The 20,849-nt window shown below is 71.1% G+C and carries 19 protein-coding genes; 5 read left to right on the top strand and 14 right to left on the bottom strand.

Annotated features, from left to right (window positions below):
- The first annotated feature begins 65 nt into the window (after nucleotides 1–65).
- Complete coding sequence (locus IE278_RS16805) at nucleotides 66–881, top strand: SURF1 family protein (RefSeq protein WP_189773128.1); 816 nt, start codon at nucleotides 66–68, stop codon at nucleotides 879–881.
- A 71-nt stretch (nucleotides 882–952) separates the two neighbouring features.
- Here IE278_RS16805 and IE278_RS16800 read toward each other — a convergent pair whose 3' ends face one another.
- The 7 genes from IE278_RS16800 to IE278_RS16770 all read right to left on the bottom strand — a co-directional run bounded on the left by IE278_RS16800 (nucleotide 953) and on the right by IE278_RS16770 (nucleotide 8,020).
- The gene (locus IE278_RS16800) at nucleotides 953–2,476 is read right to left on the bottom strand and encodes an ICP22 family protein (RefSeq protein ID WP_246570352.1); all 1,524 of its coding nucleotides are present in this window, start codon (nucleotides 2,474–2,476) and stop codon (nucleotides 953–955) included.
- Entirely contained in the window at nucleotides 2,473–3,141 is a 669-nt protein-coding gene (locus IE278_RS16795) for a SigE family RNA polymerase sigma factor (protein WP_189773125.1), read from the bottom strand. Before IE278_RS16795 ends, IE278_RS16800 begins: the two co-directional genes overlap by 4 nt.
- 391 nt (nucleotides 3,142–3,532) lie before the next feature.
- The gene (locus tag IE278_RS16790; RefSeq protein ID WP_189773123.1) at nucleotides 3,533–4,582 is read right to left on the bottom strand and encodes an aspartate-semialdehyde dehydrogenase; all 1,050 of its coding nucleotides are present in this window, start codon (nucleotides 4,580–4,582) and stop codon (nucleotides 3,533–3,535) included.
- 28 nt (nucleotides 4,583–4,610) lie between these two features.
- Nucleotides 4,611–5,885 carry an aspartate kinase gene (locus IE278_RS16785; protein WP_189773121.1) on the bottom strand — a complete coding sequence of 425 codons (1,275 nt, stop codon included), beginning with the start codon at nucleotides 5,883–5,885 and terminating at the stop codon, nucleotides 4,611–4,613.
- Nucleotides 5,886–6,246: 361 nt separating this feature from the next.
- Entirely contained in the window at nucleotides 6,247–6,906 is a 660-nt protein-coding gene (locus IE278_RS16780; RefSeq protein WP_107018121.1) for a DUF5063 domain-containing protein, read from the bottom strand.
- Nucleotides 6,907–6,953: 47 nt separating this feature from the next.
- Nucleotides 6,954–7,553, bottom strand: a complete 600-nt coding sequence (gene recR / locus IE278_RS16775; RefSeq protein ID WP_189773119.1) for a recombination mediator RecR — start codon at nucleotides 7,551–7,553, stop codon at nucleotides 6,954–6,956.
- Nucleotides 7,554–7,675: 122 nt separating this feature from the next.
- On the bottom strand, nucleotides 7,676–8,020 hold the full coding sequence (locus tag IE278_RS16770) for a YbaB/EbfC family nucleoid-associated protein (RefSeq protein WP_189773117.1): 345 nt from the start codon (nucleotides 8,018–8,020) through the stop codon (nucleotides 7,676–7,678).
- A gap of 292 nt (nucleotides 8,021–8,312) precedes the next feature.
- Between IE278_RS16770 and IE278_RS16765 the strand changes: the two genes are divergently transcribed.
- The gene (locus IE278_RS16765; protein WP_189773116.1) at nucleotides 8,313–9,050 is read left to right on the top strand and encodes an SLATT domain-containing protein; all 738 of its coding nucleotides are present in this window, start codon (nucleotides 8,313–8,315) and stop codon (nucleotides 9,048–9,050) included.
- A 187-nt stretch (nucleotides 9,051–9,237) separates the two neighbouring features.
- Here IE278_RS16765 and IE278_RS16760 read toward each other — a convergent pair whose 3' ends face one another.
- The 5 genes from IE278_RS16760 to IE278_RS16740 form a co-directional block, all read right to left on the bottom strand.
- The gene (locus IE278_RS16760; RefSeq protein WP_246570351.1) at nucleotides 9,238–10,665 is read right to left on the bottom strand and encodes a M20/M25/M40 family metallo-hydrolase; all 1,428 of its coding nucleotides are present in this window, start codon (nucleotides 10,663–10,665) and stop codon (nucleotides 9,238–9,240) included.
- A gap of 56 nt (nucleotides 10,666–10,721) precedes the next feature.
- Nucleotides 10,722–12,254, bottom strand: coding sequence for a substrate-binding domain-containing protein (locus IE278_RS16755; RefSeq protein WP_189773324.1), 1,533 nt, complete (start codon nucleotides 12,252–12,254; stop codon nucleotides 10,722–10,724).
- A 145-nt stretch (nucleotides 12,255–12,399) separates the two neighbouring features.
- The gene (locus tag IE278_RS16750; RefSeq protein WP_189773115.1) at nucleotides 12,400–14,442 is read right to left on the bottom strand and encodes a serine/threonine-protein kinase; all 2,043 of its coding nucleotides are present in this window, start codon (nucleotides 14,440–14,442) and stop codon (nucleotides 12,400–12,402) included.
- Nucleotides 14,443–14,520: 78 nt separating this feature from the next.
- Entirely contained in the window at nucleotides 14,521–15,045 is a 525-nt protein-coding gene (locus tag IE278_RS16745; RefSeq protein ID WP_189773114.1) for a MarR family winged helix-turn-helix transcriptional regulator, read from the bottom strand.
- A complete protein-coding gene (locus IE278_RS16740; RefSeq protein WP_189773113.1) occupies nucleotides 15,042–15,683 on the bottom strand; it encodes a type 1 glutamine amidotransferase family protein in 642 nt (213 codons plus the stop codon). The genes IE278_RS16745 and IE278_RS16740 overlap by 4 nt, the downstream gene beginning before the upstream one ends.
- Nucleotides 15,684–15,902: 219 nt before the next feature.
- Between IE278_RS16740 and IE278_RS16735 the strand changes: the two genes are divergently transcribed.
- From IE278_RS16735 to IE278_RS16725, 3 genes are all read left to right on the top strand, one after another.
- Nucleotides 15,903–17,261 (top strand): aspartate aminotransferase family protein, encoded by a 1,359-nt coding sequence (locus tag IE278_RS16735; RefSeq protein WP_189773112.1) that lies wholly within the window; start codon nucleotides 15,903–15,905, stop codon nucleotides 17,259–17,261.
- 145 nt (nucleotides 17,262–17,406) lie between these two features.
- Nucleotides 17,407–18,144 carry a GntR family transcriptional regulator gene (locus IE278_RS16730; RefSeq protein ID WP_189773111.1) on the top strand — a complete coding sequence of 246 codons (738 nt, stop codon included), beginning with the start codon at nucleotides 17,407–17,409 and terminating at the stop codon, nucleotides 18,142–18,144.
- A gap of 191 nt (nucleotides 18,145–18,335) precedes the next feature.
- Nucleotides 18,336–18,986: a putative DNA-mimic protein gene (locus IE278_RS16725; protein ID WP_189773110.1), complete on the top strand. Its 651-nt coding sequence runs from the start codon at nucleotides 18,336–18,338 to the stop codon at nucleotides 18,984–18,986.
- A gap of 46 nt (nucleotides 18,987–19,032) precedes the next feature.
- Here the strand turns inward: IE278_RS16725 and IE278_RS16720 are convergent, their stop codons facing one another.
- Nucleotides 19,033–19,323 (bottom strand): hypothetical protein, encoded by a 291-nt coding sequence (locus IE278_RS16720; protein WP_189773108.1) that lies wholly within the window; start codon nucleotides 19,321–19,323, stop codon nucleotides 19,033–19,035.
- Nucleotides 19,324–19,512: 189 nt separating this feature from the next.
- A complete protein-coding gene (locus IE278_RS16715; protein WP_189773106.1) occupies nucleotides 19,513–20,799 on the bottom strand; it encodes an adenylosuccinate synthase in 1,287 nt (428 codons plus the stop codon).
- Nucleotides 20,800–20,849: the final 50 nt, after the last annotated feature.

Below are 20,849 nucleotides of genomic sequence, written 5' to 3'. Positions count from 1 at the left end.
GGGGTCGTGGTCGAGGCACCCCCCCTCGGCCACGCTCCCCGCAGGGGCCCCGTACCGTTGAGGTCGTGTACCGGTTCCTGCTGACGCCCCGCTGGTGGGGGATCAACGTCTTCGTGCTGTTGGCCATCCCCTTCTGCGTGTTCATGGGGTCATGGCAGTTGAGCCGGTTCGAGGACCGGGTCCAGGACCACCGCGACGCCGGCGACCAGGCCGCGGCGGCCAAGACGCAGGCTCCCCGGCCGCTCGCCCAACTGCTGCCCGTGGACAAGAAGACGTCGGGCAAGCAGGCCACGGCGACGGGCCGGTACGGGAAGCAGTTGCTCGTGCCCGACCGGGAGCTGGACGACAAGCGCGGCTTCTACGTCCTGACGATGCTGCGCACCGACGACGGCAGGGCTCTGCCGGTGGTCCGGGGCTGGCTCGCCGGCGACGCCGACACCGCGAAGGCCCCGGCGGCTCCGGCAGGCGAGGTCACCGTGACCGGCGCGCTCCAGGCGTCGGAGTCACCCGGGTCGAACGGGGTGCCCGCGGCCGGGGGGCTCCCCGCCGGGCAGACCGGTGCGATCAGTTCGGCGTCCCTGGTGAACCTCGTGCCGTACAAGATGTACGACGCGTGGATCACGCTCGCCGAGGCCGACCCGGGGATGAAGGCCGTGCCCGCCGCGGCGCCTTCGGACACGGGCCTGGATCTGAAGGCGTTCCAGAACCTGGGTTACACCGGTGAGTGGTTCGTCTTCGCCGGCTTCGTGGTCTTCATGTGGTTCCGGCTGATGCGGCGCGAGGTGGAGTTCGCGCAGGACGCGGAGCTGGGGCTCGTGGAGGAGACTCCGGCGGAGACCGGCGCCCCGAAGGTGTCCTCCGCGTCGTCCCCCACCGCCTGACACGGCCCGGCACCCAGGCCCCGGTCAGTACCCGGCACCCGGGCCCGAGCGGCAGCCCGGGCCCGGCGCGGTCAGGAGCCGGCCAGCACGCCGGTCCGGTAGACCGTCCCCGCACACGCGTTGGACACGGTCGTCGCGGCCGCCGGTGCGCCACCCTCGGCCGTGTAGGACACGCTGACGCTTCCGTCGACGGTCCCGTCGGCCCTCATGAGCTGGGGTTCCTCGCCGGTCGCGCCCTCCGAGACCGTACCGCCGCTGGCCCCGGTGGGGTCCTCCGTGGGGGTCGGGTCGGGCGTGGGTTCCCCGCCGCCGGTACCGCCGTTGCCGCCGCTGGTCGGGCAGGTCGACGAAGGCACCCAGGCGAACTTCACGTTGTACGTCCCGCCCGGCGGCAGGACCAGGGAGGTGGCGTAGGTGGACGGGTCGGGCAGCCCGGCGGCGGGGTCGCCCGCCACGTGCAGGGCCGTCATGAGCTGGGACTGGTCCGCGGCGCCCACCGCGGTCGGCGCCACCGAGCCGTCACCGACGACCGTACAGCTGGCGGTCGAGACGTTGGTGACCGTGAAGGTGCCGTAGACCGCGCCGGTGGCGTCGGGTGCGCCACCCCCGGCAGCGGCGATGAGCTGCGTCGGCGTACAGGTCGGCGCGACCGCGGTGGAGGTCGTGGGCGGGGTGCCCGCGGTGCCGCCACCACCCTTGCCCTTGCCGGGCTTGTCCTTCTTGTCGCCCTTGTCCGACCCCTTGGACGAGCCCGCGGAACTGCCGGAGCCGCTTCCCGAGGAGGATTCCTTGCCCTCGTTCGCGCCGCCCTGGGTCGCCGAGGTGTTGCCCGCCATGGACGGGTCGGCGTTGGAGCCCGTGGAGTTCGAGACGTGCACCAGGGCCGGGACGGCCGTGCCGATGAAGAGCGCGGCGGCGGCCATACCGACGAGGGCCTGGCGCTTGCGCGCCCGCCGGGCCGGTACCGCGCGCCGCAGATGGTCCAGCGTGCCGTCGGTCGGCTCGATCTCCTCGACGGCCTGGTGCAGCAGCCGCCGCAGGGCCAGTTCGTCGGAGCCGAACATGTCCGGTCCCGATCCGCCGCCCGTCCCGGAGCCGGCGCCGAGCCCCAGGCCGAGACCGGGGATGCCCGCACCGGACTCACCCGCGCTCACCGGCTCCGTACCCGCGGACTCCGTACTCGTGGACTCCGTACCCGCGTCGCCCGAATCACCCGCGGAGTCCTTCGAGGACCGGGGAGGCAGAGGGGAAATCTTGGTCGGTGCGTCGTCGGACGCCGTCTCCGGCGTGCCGTCCGCGACCTCGGCCTCGGCCGGGGACGTGCCCGGCGCTTCGTCCGAGCCGTCGGGGTCGACCGGCTCAACCGGCTCGACCGAGTCGCCCGCGTCGTCCGAGGTGATCGGCTCGTTCGTGGGGTCGCCCGGTGAGCGGTCCGACGGGCGGCCTTCCGTATCCGTGGGGCCCGACTCTTCCGGGCCCGAGTTCTCCGAGGGGCCGTGTTTCACAGTTCCGTTCCCAGCGTGCTGCTCGTGCTCGTCGTCGTCGCCGTGGCGACCGTGCTCGTCGTGGCGTGCTCGCTCGTCGTGCCCGCTCATGCCGGCGCCTCCATGGCGACGCGCAGCGCGGCGATGCCGCGCGACCCGTACGCCTTCACGGAGCCCAGGGAGACACCGAGGGTCTCGGCGACCTGCGCCTCGGTCATGTCCGCGAAGTAGCGCAGGACCAGGACCTCGCGCTGGCGTCTCTGGAGCCCCTTCATCGCCTTGATCAGGGCGTCACGCTCCAGCTGGTCGTACGCGCCCTCCTCGGCGCTCGCCATGTCGGGCATCGGCTTGGACAGGAGCTTCAGGCCGAGGATGCGCCGTCGCAGGGCGGAGCGCGAGAGGTTGACGACGGTCTGGCGCAGGTAGGCGAGCGTCTTCTCCGGGTCGCGCACGCGCTTGCGCGCCGAGTGCACCCGGATGAAGGCCTCCTGGACGACGTCCTCGCAGGACGCGGTGTCGTCGAGGAGGAGCGCCGCGAGACCCAGGAGCGACCGGTAGTGGGCGCGGTAGGTCTCGGTGAGATGGTCGACGGTGGTGCCGGCCGCCAGGGCCTCGTCAGCGCCTTCACGCTGATTCGGGATGCGGGTCGGCCGCGCTGCGGGCATGGGGGCGATCACCGGCATGCCGCCGCCGGACGCGCCGGACGTGCGGGGTCGGCGGGGCGGACGGAGGGTCGTGCCCCGCGTCGCCACAGTGAATTCGAGAACCTCAGCCACGCCAGTTGGACACGCTTCCCCCCGTCGGGGTTGTACGCGACAGGCATCACGTTTGCGTAGGACCTCATGCCGGACCGTGCGCTAAGTGTCCTCATACGTAAAAGCCCATCCCCTATGCCCAAATGAACGTGGCGTCCGGTCACCCCTCAAGGGCGACCGCAAAGACGCTCCCCGCCCTCCGCGCGGTTGCGGAGAACGGGGAGAAAAAACCTTTGGGCGCCAGAGGTCTGGTTCCTGTGGTCCGGACCACAGCTTCGGCCACGATCGAACCATAGAAGTCGCACAGATCCTACAAAAGATTCAACTTATGACCGGCGAATTTCCTGTCCGGAACCTGCCGGAACCGATCGGAACCGATCCGAACCGGCCGGAACCGTCTGAGAGCTGCAGGTCACAGCTCGGCCGCCACCAGCTCCGCGATCTGGGCGGTGTTCAGCGCGGCACCCTTGCGCAGGTTGTCCCCGCAGACGAAGAGCTCCAGCGCCGTCGGGTCGTCGAGAGCCCGGCGCACCCGCCCGACCCAGGTGGGGTCCGTACCGACCACGTCGGCCGGCGTCGGGAACTCCCCCGCCTCCGGGTTGTCGAAGAGCACCACCCCGGGGGCCGTGGCGAGGATCTCGCGCGCCCTGCCCACCGTCACCTCGCCCTGGAAACGGGCGTGGACGGTCAGGGAGTGCACGGTGACGACCGGCACCCGGACACAGGTGACGGCGACGGGCAGGTTCGGCAGCCCGAGGATCTTGCGGGACTCGTCCCTGACCTTCATCTCCTCCGAGGACCAGCCGTCCTCACGCACGGACCCGGCCCACGGCACCACATTGAGCGCCACCGGCTCCGGGAACGGCCCGGTGTTGTCCCCCACGGCCCGCCGTACGTCACCAGGGGTCGTCCCCAGTTCCGTACCGGCGACGAGCTTCAGCTGCTGGCGCAGGGTGTCGACGCCGCGCTGCCCGGCCCCGCTCACCGCCTGGTACGAGGAGGCCACCAGCTCGCGCAGCCCGAACTCGGCGTGCAGCGCGCCCAGGGCCACGATCATCGACAGGGTCGTGCAGTTCGGGTTGGCGATGATGCCGCGCGGCCGGACGCGGGCGGCGTGCGGATTGACCTCGGGCACCACGAGCGGCACCTCGGGGTCCATCCGGAACGCGCCCGAGTTGTCGACCACGACGGCGCCCTTGGCCGCCGCCACCGGCGCCCAGCGCCCGGCCACCTCGTCGGGTACGTCGAACATGGCGACGTCGACCCCGTCGAAGGCCTCCTCCGTCAGGGCCACCACCTCGACCTGCTCGCCGCGCACGGCCAGCTTGCGGCCGGCCGAGCGCGGCGAGGCGATCAGGCGGATCTCGCCCCAGATGTCCGCGTGCTGGGACAGGATCTGGAGCATGACCGTGCCGACGGCTCCGGTCGCGCCCACGACCGCGAGCGTCGGCCGCCCGGTCATCGTCGTACGCCTCCGTACGAGGGGACGGTCATCGGCCGGTGCCTCCGTAGACGACGGCCTCGTCGCTGTCGGAGTCGAGCCCGAAGGCGCTGTGCACAGCGCGCACCGCTTCGTTGACGTCGTCCTGGCGGGTCACCACCGAGATGCGGATCTCGGAGGTCGAGATCAGTTCGATGTTGACGCCCGCGTCGGACAGCGCCTGGAAGAACGAGGCGGTGACGCCCGGGTTGGTCTTCATCCCCGCGCCGACCAGGGAGATCTTGCCGATCTGGTCGTCGTAGCGCAGCGACTCGAAGCCGATCGCGCCCTTCGCCTTCTCCAGGGCCTCGATGGCCTTGTGGCCCTCGGCCTTGGGGAGCGTGAAGGAGATGTCCGTGAGGCCCGTGGAGGCCGCGGACACGTTCTGCACGATCATGTCGATGTTGATCTCGGCGTCCGCGATGGTCCGGAAGATCACTGCGGCCTCGCCCGGCTTGTCCGGGACGCCGACGACCGTGATCTTGGCTTCGGAGATGTCGTGCGCGACTCCGGAGATGATGGCGTGCTCCACCTGCGCGTCCCCTTGCGGATTCTCGTTGCTGACCCAGGTGCCCCGCAGTCCCGAGAAGGACGAGCGGACGTGGATCGGGATGTTGTATCGGCGTGCGTACTCGACGCAGCGGTGCAGCAGCACCTTGGAGCCCGAGGCGGCGAGCTCCAGCATGTCCTCGGAGGAGATCCAGTCGATCTTCCGGGCCTTCTTCACCACCCGCGGGTCGGCGGTGAACACACCGTCGACGTCCGTGTAGATCTCGCAGACCTCGGCGTCGAGGGCGGCGGCGAGGGCGACGGCCGTGGTGTCGGAACCACCGCGCCCCAGCGTGGTGATGTCCTTCTTGTCCTGGCTGACGCCCTGGAACCCGGCGACGATCGCGATGTTGCCCTCGTCGAGCGCCGTCCTGATGCGGCCCGGCGTGACATCGATGATGCGCGCTTTGTTGTGGACGGAGTCGGTGATCACGCCTGCCTGGCTGCCGGTGAAGCTCTGGGCCTCGTGGCCCAGGTTTTTGATCGCCATGGCCAGCAGGGCCATGGAGATCCGCTCCCCGGCGGTCAGCAGCATGTCGAACTCACGCCCGGCAGGGATCGGGGATACCTGCTCGGCGAGATCGATCAGCTCATCCGTCGTGTCACCCATCGCCGACACCACGACGACGACCTGGTGGCCGTCCTTCTTGGCGTCGACGATTCGCTTGGCGACACGCTTGATGCCCTCGGCATCGGCTACGGAGGAACCTCCGTACTTCTGCACGACAAGGCCCACGTGCGCTCCTCGCTCAGTCCGTCTCGTACCGCACGACTGCGGTCGGCTCAGTCTAACGAGCGGCCGAATTCCACCCCGGGGATATCGCATCGTGAGATGTCCCGCTCACGTGTTGATCACCCGGCTCAGTCGGGTCCGGCCGTACGGGCGTCCGATCGGTCGGCTCCCGCAGTCCGGCCCTCCGGCCGCTCCAGGACCGCATCTGCCCGTCCCGGACGCACCTCACGCGCAAAGTGCCCCTCGTCACACGGTCGGCGCGATATGTCCGCGCGACAAGGGGCACGGCATGCGTGTGGGGCGGGCCCGGAGTCGACGACTCCGGGCCCGCCCCACACGCAGCACGCACGTCCGCGACCGCGCGCTACTTGACCTCGCGCAGGCCCAGCGGACCCGCGATCTCCTCCGCCATCACCCGGCCGGCCTCCTCCGCGAGGGCGTCCTCGCTGAGCTCCTGGTCGGTGTCCAGGCCGTCCAGCTCCTGGAGGGGCTGGTTCAGCCGGACATGGGCGACCAGGGACTGGAGGGCGCGCAGGGTGGCCGAGGCCGTGGAGCCCCAGTTCGAGAAGTACGAGAACTGCCACCACCACATCGCCTCGGTGGTGCGGCCGGCGCGGTAGTGGGCCATGCCGTGCCGCAGATCGGCCATGACATCGGCCAGGTCGTCCGAGATACGGGCCGGGACCGGGGCCTTACGGGGCTCGTACGGGTCGAAGACCTCGGAGTAGACGTCGACCGGGTCGAGCATCTCGGCGAGACGCTCGCGCAGTTCGTCGACGTCCGGCTCGGGGCCCAGGTCCGGCTCGTACCGCTCGTCGGGAAGGATGTCCTCGTGCGCGCCGAGACGGCCGCCGGCCAGCAGGAGCTGGGAGACCTCCAGGAGCAGGAAGGGGACGGCCGAGTCCGGCTCGTCGCCTCTCGCGACCTCTGTCACCGCGACGAGGAAACTCTCGATCTGATCCGCGATCTGGACCGAGAAGTCGTCGGGGTCGGGATCGGTCGCGTGCAGCGTGGCGTCAGACATCTAGAAGCCGGCCTTCCTCAAGAACTTCCCGTACATCAACCAGTCGTTCAGACATCCAGCAGCCGCCTTCCCTCGAAGGCGCGTCCCAGGGTGACCTCGTCGGCGTACTCCAGGTCGCCGCCCACCGGCAGCCCGCTGGCGAGGCGGGTGACCCGCAGACCCATGGGTTTGATCATGCGGGCGAGATACGTGGCCGTGGCCTCGCCCTCCAGGTTCGGGTCGGTGGCCAGGATCAGCTCCGTGACCGCGCCGTCGGCGAGCCGCGCCAGCAGCTCCCTTATGCGCAGGTCGTCCGGGCCCACGCCCTCGATGGGGCTGATCGCGCCGCCGAGCACGTGGTACTTGCCCCGGAACTCGCGGGTCCGCTCGACCGCGACCACGTCCTTCGGCTCCTCGACCACACAGATGACCGAGAGGTCGCGGCGCGGGTCACGGCAGATGTTGCACAGCTCCTCCTGCGCCACGTTCCCGCAGGTGGCGCAGAAGCGGACCTTCGCCTTGACCTCCATGAGGCACTGCGCGAGACGGCGTACGTCCGTCGGCTCCGCCTGGAGGATGTGGAAGGCGATCCGCTGCGCGCTCTTGGGACCGACGCCGGGCAGTCGCCCCAGCTCGTCGATGAGGTCCTGGACCACGCCTTCGTACACGGATTGCCTTCCTGTTTCCCACGGATTTCCCACGGACTCGGTACGTACCGTAGTCGCGCTTGCTCTCTTCGTACGTACGGTAGTTGGCGGTCGGCCTTCTTAGAAGGGACCGCCGGATTGACTTAGAACGGCAGGCCGGGGATGCCGCTGCCGCCGCCGAGCCCCTGGGTCAGCGGGCCGAGCTTCTGCTGCTGGAGCGCCTGGGCGTTCTCGTTCGCCGCCTGGACCGCCGCGACGATCAGATCGGCGAGGGTCTCGGTGTCCTCGGGGTCGACGGCCTTCGGGTCGATGACCAGGCCGCGCAGTTCGCCCGACCCCGTCACCGTCGCCTTCACCAGGCCGCCGCCCGCCTGACCGTCGACCTCGGTGCGCGCCAGCTCCTCCTGGGCGTTCGCGAGGTCCTGCTGCATCTTCTGGGCCTGCTGGAGCAGCTGCTGCATGTTGGGCTGGCCACCACCGGGAATCACGATCAGCTCCTGGTTCGTACGGCTGTGAGTACTGCGGTGAGTACTGCCTTCGGATACGGCTTTCGGGCGTGAATTCCGCCTTGGCACGAGCCTACGTGGTCTACCGGGCCGTCGCTTCGACACTCTTTCGAGTGAGAGGGCGAGTTGGTCTATACCTGATCAGAGCCCACATCCGAGCGGAAAAGCCCCGAAAGCAGGGCTGTCCCCACCGATGGGGAGGTAGTAAGAGTGCGGCGCATCAGCACCACGCGCCACGTTACCGTCACACAACGTCACAACGAGGGAGCGTGGGGTGAGCCAGCCGGACATGCAGCCCGAGGGGCCGGCCCAGAGCGGTCGGGGCGACGGTCCGGTGGAGCCCGGCGATCTGCTGGGACGGGTCTTCCCCCTCGGCGACTGGGGTGAGCCGGCCGAGCGGCTGGACGAGCTCTACCGGTGGGTGGAGGAGGGGGCGCTCACCACCGCGGACTGGTACCTCGCCGACCGGGTGTGGAAGCGGCGAGGGGCGCGGGCCCTGCGGGCCGGGGCCGCCGCGGGAGCCCTCGCCGGGGCGGGGCTGCCCCTGCTGGATCTCGCCGGAGTGCTCGGCGGGGGCGCCACCTGGGGATATCTGGCGCTGCTGGTGGCGGTCGCCTGCGTCGCGGGGGACCGGTTCTTCGGGGTGACCTCCGGGTGGATGCGGGACGTGGCGACCGCGCAGGCCGTGCAGCGGCGGTTGCAGGTGCTCCAGTTCGACTGGGCGTCCGAGTGCGTGCGGGAGGTTCTCGGGCCGGCCGAGGGGACCGCGGGGGAGGCCGCCGAGCGGTGTCTGGGGGTGCTGCGGCGGTTCTCCGAGGACGTGACGGAGTTGGTGCGGGTGGAGACGTCGGACTGGATGGTGTCGTTTCGGAGTGGGATGACTCCGTCGGTGCTTCGGGAGGGGGTGGGTGGGGGTGGGGGTGTGCGGGACGCCGCGCCGGCCGGGCGGTTGCCGCTTCCCCCGGGTACGCGCCCGAACATGCCGCGCCAGCGGCCACCGGAGCCCCGGTAGGGGCGTGTTCCTCGCCCCCGCCGCCCCTACCCGTTCCCATCCACGCATGGGGGCTGCGCCCCCTCGCCCCCGCAATCGCGCTGACGCGCTCGTCCTCAAACGCCGGACGGGCTGAAGGATTAGCCCCTCCGGCGTTTGAGGAGCGGGGGTTCGGGGGCTGGCCCCCGAGTACGTGACGGGAACCGGGTCAGGGTTGGGGGGAGGGGAATGTGACCGGGCTTTTCAGGCCCGTTCTGTTTACCGCTCGTACGCCGAAGAAGACGTTGTCCTTGGACAGGTCCACCTCGTGGGACGTCACGTCGCCGACCGGGATCACGTGCGTCCACTCGGACGCCGTGGTCTCCCGCCAGACGACTTCGTAGCCCGCGAGATCCGGCTCGGCCCCCCGCTCCCACACCAGCTCCGTGGAGTTCGTGAGCGCGGCGGTAAGGATCCGCGCGGACCGCGGCGCACCCGGCGCCTGCGCCAACGTCCAGAGCGCGGCCGCGTTGACCCGCGCGACCCGAGCAATGAAGGGAAAGTCGCAGAACTCCGGCAGGTCCCCGTACTGCTTGCCGTCCTCGACCCGCACATCCTGGTGCTGATGGGCGAAGTCCTCGGCGGGCTCGGTGAACCGCGCCGCCGCGTACCCCTGCTCCAGGAAGGGGATGTGGTCACCGCCCCGCCGGTAACGGTCCCGCCGGTAGACGACCCGTACCCGCATACCCGTCGCCGGGTTGTCCGCCGTGTCCCGCACGAAACGGGCCAGCTGGCGCGACGGGGAGTCGTTCTCGCCGCCCACCGACCGGCGCGTGGCCGCCTGCTCCGGGGTCTCCGACGTCGGCACGCCTTCCGCGAAGAGCCGGATGGTGTACGGGTCCTTCGTGCCGTCGTCCGCCCTCGACGCGCCCACGATGTCGTTGGTGAACATGCCCTGCACGTCCGTACCCGCCGCCTTGAACCGCGCGGCCATGTGCGCCGCCCCGTACAGGCCCTGCTCCTCCCCCGCCACCGCCGCGAAGACGATCGTGGCGGCGGGGCGGCGCCGTGCCATGACCCGGGCCAGTTCCATCGCCACGGCCACGCCCGAGGCGTCGTCGTCGGCGCCCGGGGAGTCCGAGGTGGCGTCCATGACGTCGGTGACGCGGGAGTCGTAGTGCCCGGAGACGACGTACACGCGCTCCGGGGTGACCGAGCCGCGCAGGGTCGCCACGATGTTCGTGATGCGGGTGGCCGTGGGGATGCGGGGCGCGGGTTCCTGCACGTACGACTGGAGTTCGGCCGTCATCCGGCCGCCGGACGTGGCGGCGTACGAACGCATCTCCGCCAGGATCCAGTCGCGGGCCGCGCCGATCCCGCGGACCGGGTCGTCCTGGGTGGAGAGCGTGTGGCGGGTCCCGAAGGAGACGAGTCTGCGGACGGTCGCCTCGATGCGGGCGGGGTCGATCTCCCGTAACAGGGCGCGGAGTTCGGGGGTGGGGGGCTGGGCGGTGGCCGGTGGGCGGGTGGACGCGTTCGACGCCTCGGCCGCCGTCGCCGTACCCGTGACCACCGTGGCGGCTCCGGCTGTCGCCGTCGCGGCCAGGACCGTTCTTCTGCTGGGGCTCACAGGGCGTTCGGGTCTCATGGGTCGCATGTATCGATGGTTGTGTACGCGTCAATCGCAGGCAAGGGAGCGCGCACCGGCCCGTGTCAGCCCTCGCCGCAGATCCGCTGCCCCACCGGTGTCGCGCACGGCAGATGGCCATGGGTGCGGATCACGTCCTGGCCGCTGCCCCGGCTGATGTACGTGAGGAAGCTGGAGACGAGCGAGTCGGCGGGCGGCGAGCCGTACGTGTACGCGTACTCGATCTCCCGGTACGGGTACTCGCTGGTGCCGTGCTCGATCTCCTCGACCGACGGGTCGTGGCCGTCGAGGGTCACCCGGTGCACGCCCTCGTGGCCGGTGGCGAGGTTGAGTTCGCTGTACCCGATGGCGCCGGGGATCCGGGCGACGGTGCTCAGCACCTGCTCGGTGGAGAACAGTTCGCAGCGGACGACCGGGGCCGCCTCGTAGTCCTTGTGCTCGCAGTCCGAGGAGTAGTTCGCGCCCTCGTTGCGGTTCAGGACCCGGCGCTGGAAGACCTTGCGCGTACCGGAGTTGGCGTCGCGGCTGATCAGGTGGACGGGCAGGTCGGGGCCGCCGAGCTGCTTCCAGTTGCTGATCCGGTCGCTGTAGAGGCGGCGTACGTCGTCGGTCGAGAGGTTCTTCACCGGCAGGTCCTCGTGGGCCACGAGGACGAAGACCGAGACGGCCACCCGGGTCTCGCGCAGTTCGCGCAGACCGCTCGGCTTGGTGCCGTCGGACAGGGCGATCACCGGCGGGGAGCCGTTCTTCGACTTGGCGCCCAGCCCGGCGAGTTCCTGGACGCCGGCGGTGGAGCCGTGCGGGTCCACCTCGATCGACGCGCCCGCGCAGTCGTCCTCGTACTTGGCGGCCAGTTCCCGCATCACGGGCCCGAACGCCGTCGAGCCGGTCACCGTCAGCTCGCCCCGCTCGCAGCCGATCGGCGGCGGGGTGTCGTCGCGGGTCACCACGATGACGGCGAGGGCGAGCACGCACAGCGTGAGCAGGCCGGTGATCAGCCGCGACGCCCGGCTGAACAGCGCCGGCGTGCCGTCCACCGGCGCGGCGCGGTTGGGGTGCACCTCGCCGTCGCGGATGCCGCCGATGAGCCGTATCCCGCTGCCCACATCGCCGCCCGACAGCAGGACGAGCAGCTTGAAGTGCTCGCCCCGGTTGAGCGGGACGCGCGGGATACGCAGGGTGCTGCCCTCGTAGCCGAGGCCGTTCGACGGGGTGAAGTGGTCCATCAGGTGGTCGGTCTCGGGCGGCTGGGTGACCGACACCCCGCGGATCGTACGGTCCGTGAACACGGCGGTCAGGCCGTGGAGTTCGCGTCCCGTGTAGTCCATGTCGGCGATGCTCTGCGAGCCGTCGTTCTCGATGCGCAGCAGGACGAGCGTCGCGTCGGCCATGCCGGGCGCCTCGTCGAAGAGCCCCAGCCGGACGCTGGCCCTGCCGAGGCGGACGTCGTCCCCGATCGGGTTGTCCATCTGTACGCGGTAGCCGATGCGTTTGCGGCGCGGCACCCGGCGCTCGTACCAGACCATGACGCCCGAGGCCACGATGCCGACGACCGCCGTGCCCACGGCCACCACGTTCTCTGCGCTGAGCCACTCCACTGGGTGCCCCACCACTCCCGGAGTTCGACGGTGCGGACACTGTACGAGCGGGACGGGCGGGATCGCTGTGGCGACGGCTGAAGTTCAGCAGCTGTTCAGGGGCGGCCGGGCAGGCGCGGCCCCACCCTCACCGCCTCTGCCGCTTCTACTGCTTCGTGTACGTCAGCGCGTCGCCGTTGTCCGCGTTCACGCGCCGCAGCCGGCCGTCCGGCAGCAGGGTCAACTCCGTTGCCGCGCCCGGCGAGCACGACGTGGCCGGTTCGCCGACGGTGACCTCGGACGGGCCGATCCGCAGCGGGCCGCCGTCGCTCGGGGCCTCGGCGAGCGACGCCCGGAACACACAGTGGTACGTGCCGCCGTCGGCCGGTCCGTCCGCCGTGAGCGAGAGCACCGCGTCACCCACCTCGCCCTGCTCGATGGTGAGCCGGCGGGTGTTGCGGCCCGTGGCGTTGTCGATGGACGCCGTCCAGGTACCGAGGTACTCGGTGGGGATCGCGCCGTCCGCGGGCGTCCCCTCCCCCGTGGTGGGCGGCTGCGTCGAGGGCTTCTGGCTGGACGGGCCCGGGGTGGTGGGCGCGCCCGTCGTCCGGGACTCGCTGCGGTCGCCGCCTGCCTGGCCGTCCCCGTCGCCCTTCATGAGCGCGTACACGGACGCGCCCGCACCGAGCGCGACGACCAGCGCCACCACGATCAGCAGGGCGGTGGAGCGGGCGTTCCCGCGCGGCGGCTCCGGTTCCGGCCGCGGCGCGAAGCCCGGCCCGTACGGGGGTGTCGGGCCGTAGGGAGGGGTCGAACCCGGGGGTGACGCGTAGCCGTTGGGAGCCGTGTAGCCGCCGGGGGTCGCGTACGCGTTGGGGGTGGCGGGTCCGCCCGGGGGCGCCGACCAGGCGCCGGGCTGCTGCTGGTGCGGGTAGCCGTAGCCGGAAGCGGGCTGGGGGTGCTGCTGGGGATAGCCGTAGGCCGGGTGGGCGGGGGCGGGACCCGGGGCCGAGGCCGGGGCCGGGGGTGCCGGTGGGAGTGTGCCGGGCCGGCCCGCGGTCATCGTGGGGAGGTGATCGGCGGGAGCGCCCGCCGGTGGTTCCGGCGGCGGGGAGGAGGCGTCGGGGGTGGGGGCGTGTTCCGGGGAAGCGGCGTGTTCCGGGAAAGCCGTGGGAGGGGGTACGGGGGCCGCGGGCGGGGTGGGCGGTGGAGTGGGCGCCGGGGCGGGTGTCGGGGCGGGGTCCGGGGTCTGGCCGGCCTCGTCCTCGAAGGCCGGACGGGCGGAGACCTCCGGGTCCTCCGAGTCCAGCAACCGCACCGCGTGACGGCCCAGTTGGGCCACCAGCATCCCCGGCAGCCAGGGGTCGCGGCTGCGGCCGTCCGCGACGGTGTCCTCCGCTCCCGTGCGCTCCAGGATGTCGTCGAGCGTCGGGCGGGAGGCGGGGTCCTTGCGCAGGCACTGGCGGACGAGGTCGGCGATGCCCTCCGGCACCCCATCGAGGTCCGGTTCCTCCTGGGCGATACGGAACATCAGGGCGTGCGCGCCGCTGTTGGCCGCGCCGAAGGGGAGGACGCCCGTGGCCGCGTACGACAGGACCGAGCCCAGGCAGAAGACGTCGCACGCGGGCGTGACCCGGTCGCCGCGGACCTGCTCGGGGGCCATGAAGCCGGGCGAGCCGACGAGCGCGCCGGTACGGGTGAGGCCGCCGTCGGTGACCGTCTCCAGGGCGCGCGCGATTCCGAAGTCGATGACGCGCGGGCCGTCGATCGTGACGAGGACGTTCGACGGCTTGAGGTCGCGGTGGATCAGTCCCGCCGCGTGGATGTCCTTGAGCGCGTGCGCGAGGCCGGCCGCGAGGATCCGTACGGAACGTTCCGGGAGCGCGCCGTGGTCGTGGCCGACGACCTCCTGGAGCGAGGGCCCCGCCACATAGCCCGTGGCGACCCACGGGATGGCCGCCTCGGTGTCCGCGTCGAGCACCGGGGCCGTCCAGTAGCCGCCCACACGCCGGGCCGCCCGCACCTCCTGACGGAAACGCGCGCGGAACTCCTCCTGTTCGGCGAGTTCCTGGCGGACGAGTTTGACCGCGACGGTCCTTCCGCGGTCGGAACGCGCGAGATACACCTGGCCCATACCGCCCGCGCCGAGCCGCGCCAGCAGCCGGTACGCGCCGATCCGGTGCGGATCCGCAGATCCGAGTTTCTCCATCGAAACGCCGCCCTCCCCCGTGCATGTGCGACAGCCCGAGGATAGTGCGGCGCGACGGGGAGGCGGCAGGGGCGGTGTCTACGGTTCCGTAACAGGGCGTACAGGCTCCGTGGCTGGTTCCGTGGCTGGTTCCGCGGGCATCCCGGTGACCGTCTCCATCGCCGCGATCAGCCGTTCCAGCACCCGTACGGTCTCGGCCAGGCCCTCCTCACCGAGGGTTTCGGCGAGCCGGTCCGCGAAGGCGGCGTGGCCGGGGCCGATCTTCCGGACGGCCGCGAAACCCTCGTCGGTCGGCCGGAGCAGCTTGGCGCGGCGGTGTGCGGGGTTGGGTACGTACTCGGCGAGCCCCCGTTCCACCAGCAGGTCGGCGATCCGCTGCACGCTCTGCCGGGTGATGCCCATGACCCGGGCGATCCCGGATACGGGCAGGGGTTCCCGCAGGACGGCACCGAGCACCTGCCACCGGGCGGCGGTGACCCCGGCAGGCCCGGCCAGTTCCTCGGCGACGCCCAGGTACTGGCCGTTCAGCCGGAAGACCGCGAGCGCGCTCCGGCTGAACAGGTCCTGGCGCCCGCCGCCCTCCTCCTCGCCCGTACCGCTCACCGCGTGCCCGCCTCGGCCGCTTCGGTCGCCTCGGCCGCTTCCAGGACCTCGTACGCCTGCGCGTCGGAGTCGTGGAACAGCCGGTACCAGGCGTCGAGCACCTCTCCCTCGTACACGCCGAGCAGGGCGAACACCTCCCGTGCGAACGCGACGGGGTCGGTGGGTCCGGCGGTGACGAGTCCGCCGTCCGTCACGGCGTCGGAGTCCACGTACCGGTCGCCGCCCTTGTAACCGGTGGCGGCCAGGTAGAAGGAGACCGCGCCGGTGTGGGCCCGGTCGTCGAGCAGTCCCTCGCGGGCGAGCCCGGCGGTGGCCCCGCAGATCGCGGCGACGGGTACGCCGGCCGCCAGGAACTCCCGTGCCCTGCGGGCGAAGGGGGCCAGTTCGTCGCCGGTGTCCCAGAGGTCGGCGCCCGGCAGGATCAGCAGCGCGGCGTCCTCGGGGCGTACGTCGTCGAGCGTCACGTCGGGCAGGATCCGCAGGCCGCCGACGGACCTCACCGGGTCGCCGGACAGGCCGGCCGTGCGGATCTCGTAGCCGGCGCGGGCGAGATACGCGGTCGCGTGACCGGTCTCCCAGTCGGCGAGCGTGTCGTACACGGCGAGGTACACGGGCTTGCGGGCGGACTCGCGGGTCATGGCCTCTCCTCGGTCGGGCGGTCAGTCGGTCCCTCAATGAGCTATGTCAGCATGCTGTCATTTCGACAGCATGCTGTCAATTCTGTACGGAGTTTCCGCCGAAGGCCCTCCGGGGATCCGTCGGGGCGTCCCACACACGACAACCTGTCGCTTTCGGGGCCGCACCGCAGACAGGACGCCGATGTCGCGCCCGCGCGCCGGCCGCCTACCCTCGGGCGCATGACCCCTCAGCCCAATCCCCAGGCCGGCGCCGCCGTGAAGGCCGCGGACCGTGCGCATGTGTTCCACTCCTGGTCAGCGCAGGAGCTCATCGACCCGCTCGCCGTCGCCGGTGCGGAGGGGTCCTACTTCTGGGACTACGACGGCAAGCGGTATCTGGACTTCACCAGCGGCCTCGTCTTCACGAACATCGGCTACCAGCACCCGAAGGTCGTCGCCGCGATCCAGGAGCAGGCCGGGAAGATGACGACGTTCGCGCCCGCGTTCGCCGTCGAGGCCAGGTCGGAGGCGGCGCGCCTGATCGCCCAGCGGACACCGGGCGACCTGGACAAGATCTTCTTCACCAACGGCGGCGCCGAGGCCGTCGAGAACGCCACCCGGATGGCCAAGCTGCACACCGGCCGGCCGAAGGTGCTGAGCGCGTACCGCTCTTACCACGGGGGCACCGCGGCCGCGATCAACCTCACCGGCGACCCGCGCCGCTGGGCGAACGACTCCGGTTCGGCCGGGGTCGTGCGCTTCTGGGCGCCCTTCCTCTACCGCTCCCCCTTCCACGCCGAGACCGAGCAGCAGGAGTGCGAGCGCGCGCTCCAGCACCTCGCCGACACCATCGCCTTCGAGGGCCCGGCCACCATCGCCGCGATCATCCTGGAGACGATCCCGGGCACGGCCGGAATCATGGTCCCGCCCCCCGGCTACCTGGAGGGCGTCCGCGCGCTCTGCGACCAGTACGGCATCGTCTTCGTCCTCGACGAGGTCATGGCCGGCTTCGGACGCACGGGCAAGTGGTTCGCCGCCGACCACACCGGTGTCGTACCCGACCTGCTGACCTTCGCGAAGGGCGTGAACTCGGGGTACGTGCCCCTCGGCGGCGTCGCCATCTCCGGCGCGATCGCGGACACCTTCGCCCGGCGCCCGTACCCCGGCGGCCTCACGTACTCCGGGCACCCGCTCGCCTGCGCCGCCGCCGTCGCCACCCTGAACGTGATGGAGGAGGAGGGCGTCGTCGAGCAGGCCGCCCGCATCGGCGAGACCGTCCTCGGCCCCGGGCTGCGCGAGCTGGCACAGCGCCACCCGAGCGTCGGCGAGGTGCGCGGCACCGGTGTCTTCTGGGCCCTGGAACTCGTACGGGACAGGGAGACCCGCGAGCCCCTCGTCCCCTACAACCCGCAGGGCGAGGCGAACGCCCCCATGGCCGCCTTCGGCGCGGCGGCGAAGGCCCACGGACTGTGGCCCTTCATCAACATGAACCGCACCCATGTCGTGCCGCCGTGCAACATCACGGAGGCGGAGGCCAAGGAGGGCCTGGCCGCGCTCGACGAAGCCCTCTCCGCGGCGGACGAGCACACGGCCCGGTAGGGCGGACAGGCGCGGACAGAGGGGGTGTGACGCAGGACTCCCGCAATCCGGGTGGCCCGACATCGAACGCGTAAGGTGACTGGCTCGTAGACATGAGCGAGTACTTGTTCGCGAGTACTTATTCGATGGGGGAAGGACCCGGACGATGCGCGGCACCGGCAGTGGCGGCGGCAATGGTGCCGTCACCCGCAGCACCCTGCGGCAGCAGATCGCGGACGCGCTGCGCGACGAGGTGCTCGCCGGGCGCCTCCAGCCGGGCAAGGAGTTCACGGTCAAGGAGATCGCCGAGCAGTACGGCGTCTCCGCGACCCCCGTCCGGGAGGCCCTGGTCGATCTGTCGGCGCAGGGCCTCCTGGACGCGGACCAGCATCGCGGGTTCCGCGTCCACGAGTACTCGCTGAGCGACTACCGGGGCATGATCGAGGCCCGCAGCCTCGTCACGGAGAGCATCTTCCACGGGCTGCTGGACTCGACGGCCGCCACCACCCGGGGCGCCCGCGCCGCGCTCGCCACCCGCGCCGACGATCCGCGTACCTCCGCCGCGCTCGCCGGGGTGCGCCGCCGCGGCGAGGAGGCGCAGCGGGCCGCCGCGGCGGGCGACCTGAACATCCTCATCGGCTACGACCTGCGGTTCTGGCGCGAGCTGAGCGGCCTGTTCGGCAACCCGTACCTCGCCGACTTCCTGCACCGGCTGCGCGTCCAGTCCTGGGTGTGCGCGGTCCAGCACCTGCGCAGGCTCGACGATCTGCGGGGCCGTCTGTGGGCCGAGCACACGGACCTCGTGGACGCCCTCACGCGCCGGGACGCCCCGGCGGCGCACGAGATCGTCGCGGCGTACAACACGCACTCGCTGGCGCTGATCGAACTGCTGGCGCAGGGCTGAGGGCTGAGGTCCGAGCGGCGGGTCGGGCGGCGGGCCGAGTGACGGGTCGGGCCGAAGTCCGAGCGGCGGTCGGTCGGTGTGCGCCGCCGGTGGGGCCGCCGGTGTGGGGTATCCGACCCGCACGGAGGGGACCGCCCGCGCCTTCACCCATTACGCTGCCTTGACCACCGTGCTGAACGAGGAGTTCTCAGTTGGCCTGTGACCTGTGGCTGGTCCCGCTCGTCGACGTGTTGTGCCACACCCCCGACAACCCCTTCGCCGAGGAACTCGCGCTCTACGACAAGGTGCTGGGCGAGGCCGGACTACCGCCGGTGCCGGTGTACGCGTACATGCCGGGCCTCTCCGGCGATGTCGCGCCGGTCGCGGGCTTCGACTACGACGCGCTGCACTTCCTGCGCCGCGCGTACCTGTTGCAGGTGTGCCAGCTGCCGGTGACGCCGGTCGGCGAACTGGGCGGCGACTACGAGCAGCTGCTGGAGATGTTCGACACGACGGCCCAGCAGTCCCACCTGGTCTGGCACTACGACCACGCGGGCGCGTACGTCCCGGTGGACTTCCCGCATCCGCTGTCGAGCGACGAACTCCTCGCGGGCGGCGGGCCGTTGGGCTCCTCCCAGGTGCTGCTGCGCGAGCTGGAGCTGGTCGCCCCCTCGATCGGCATCGACCCCGCCAACCCGCCGGTGCCGCCGCAGCCTCCGATGACACCGACGGAGTTGGAGGAGCCGGCCGCCCCGGCCCCCTTCGACGCGAGCCCGTTCGCGCGCGAGCGCCATGTCTGGCTGGGCCTGCACGCGGCGGCGACCCGGAGCCTGGCCCAGGGCTCGATGATCATCTTCAGCTAGGACACGCCCTAGGCCCCGACCCGGCCCGGGGGAACGGCGGGGCCGCTCAGCGGAGTTGGGACAGGCCCTTCTGGAGGTCCTCGCCGTTCATGATCGGGGAGACCTCGACGTCCGCGTCGAACTGGGTGAAGAACGGCTCACCCATGGCGGGCAGCTCCGAGCTGTCCCGCATGTCGAGGAACAGGAGGGCGGTGCGCCGGCCGCCCAGGGCGCCGAAGTACGCCGCCTCGGGCTTGAGATGGTCCAGCGCCTCCTTCATCAGCTCCGGCATCTTCCCGCTGCGGATCGCCTCGTTCGCCTTCTCCGTGTCCATGGTCGCCTTGAGCAGAACGCGCATCGCACTCACCTTCTCCGATCGCGGATCCACGCGTACGCGTACCTGCCCAGGATATGCCCGTTATGACGTTATTGACTTTTTTTCCGACGGATGCGCACGAGACGGAGTGAGCACATACGGGAGGGCCGCCGCCGCGTACGCATGCTTCGTACGCGGCGGCGGCCCTCCCGTGTGCCGTTCCCGTGGGTCCTACCGGAGGAACGAGTTGATCTCGATCGTCTCGTCGCGGCCCGGGCCGACGCCGATGGCGGAGATCGGGGCACCGGACATGTCCTCCAGCGCCTTCACGTACGCCTGGGCGTTCTTCGGGAGGTCGGCGAAGGTCTTGGCCTTCGTGATGTCCTCCGACCAGCCGGGCAGGTTCTCGTAGATCGGCTTCGCGTGGTGGAAGTCGGTCTGCGAGTACGGAAGCTCCTCGACGCGCTTGCCGTCGATCTCGTACGCGACACAGACCGGGATCTCGTCCCAGCCGGTGAGGACGTCGAGCTTGGTGAGGAAGAAGTCCGTCAGGCCGTTGACGCGCGTCGCGTACCGCGCGATCGGCGCGTCGAACCAGCCGCAGCGCCGGTCACGACCGGTGGTGACACCGCGTTCGCCGCCGATACGGCGCAGCGCCTCGCCGTCCTCGTCGAGCAGCTCGGTCGGGAACGGACCCGCGCCGACCCGGGTCGTGTACGCCTTCAGGATGCCGATGACCCGGCTGATCTTCGTCGGGCCGACGCCCGAGCCCGTGCAGGCGCCGCCCGCGGTGGGGTTCGACGACGTCACGAAGGGATACGTGCCGTGGTCGATGTCCAGGAGCGTGCCCTGGCCGCCCTCGAAGAGGACCACCTTGTCGTCGTCGAGCGCCTTGTTCAGCAGCAGGACGGTGTCGGCGACGTACGGGCGCAGCCGCTCCGCGTAGGTCAGCAGCTCCTCGACGACCTGGCCCGCCTCGATCGCGCGGCGGTTGAAGACCTTGGTGAGCAGCTGGTTCTTGCCGTCGAGCGCGGCCTCGACCTTCTGCGTCAGGATCGACTCGTCGTACAGGTCCTGGACGCGGATACCGACACGGTTGATCTTGTCGGCGTAGGTCGGGCCGATGCCCCGGCCGGTGGTGCCGATCTTCCGCTTGCCGAGGAAGCGCTCGGTCACCTTGTCCACCGTCACGTTGTAAGGCGTGATGATGTGGGCGTTTCCGCTGATGAGGAGCTTGGAGGTGTCGACGCCTCGTTCGTTCAGTCCGTTCAGCTCGGAGAACAGGACCGACGGGTCGATGACGACTCCGTTGCCGATGACCGGGGTGCACCCCGGCGAGAGGATTCCGGAAGGGAGGAGGTGGAGGGCGTACTTCTGATCGCCCACGACTACCGTATGGCCGGCGTTGTTGCCGCCTTGGTAGCGCACCACATAGTCCACGGAACCACCGAGCAGGTCGGTGGCCTTTCCCTTGCCTTCGTCACCCCACTGAGCACCGAGCAGCACAAGTGCGGGCACGCGCGTACACCCCTTCCGGGCGGGGCATGTCCAAGGTCGGGGACGTACGC

It is taken from the genome of Streptomyces tauricus (assembly GCF_014650955.1).
GTDB classification, from domain to species: Bacteria; Actinomycetota; Actinomycetes; order Streptomycetales; family Streptomycetaceae; genus Streptomyces; species Streptomyces tauricus.
The sequence above is the reverse complement of the archived record's forward strand: the minus strand, read 5'-3'. Positions and strand labels throughout refer to the sequence as shown.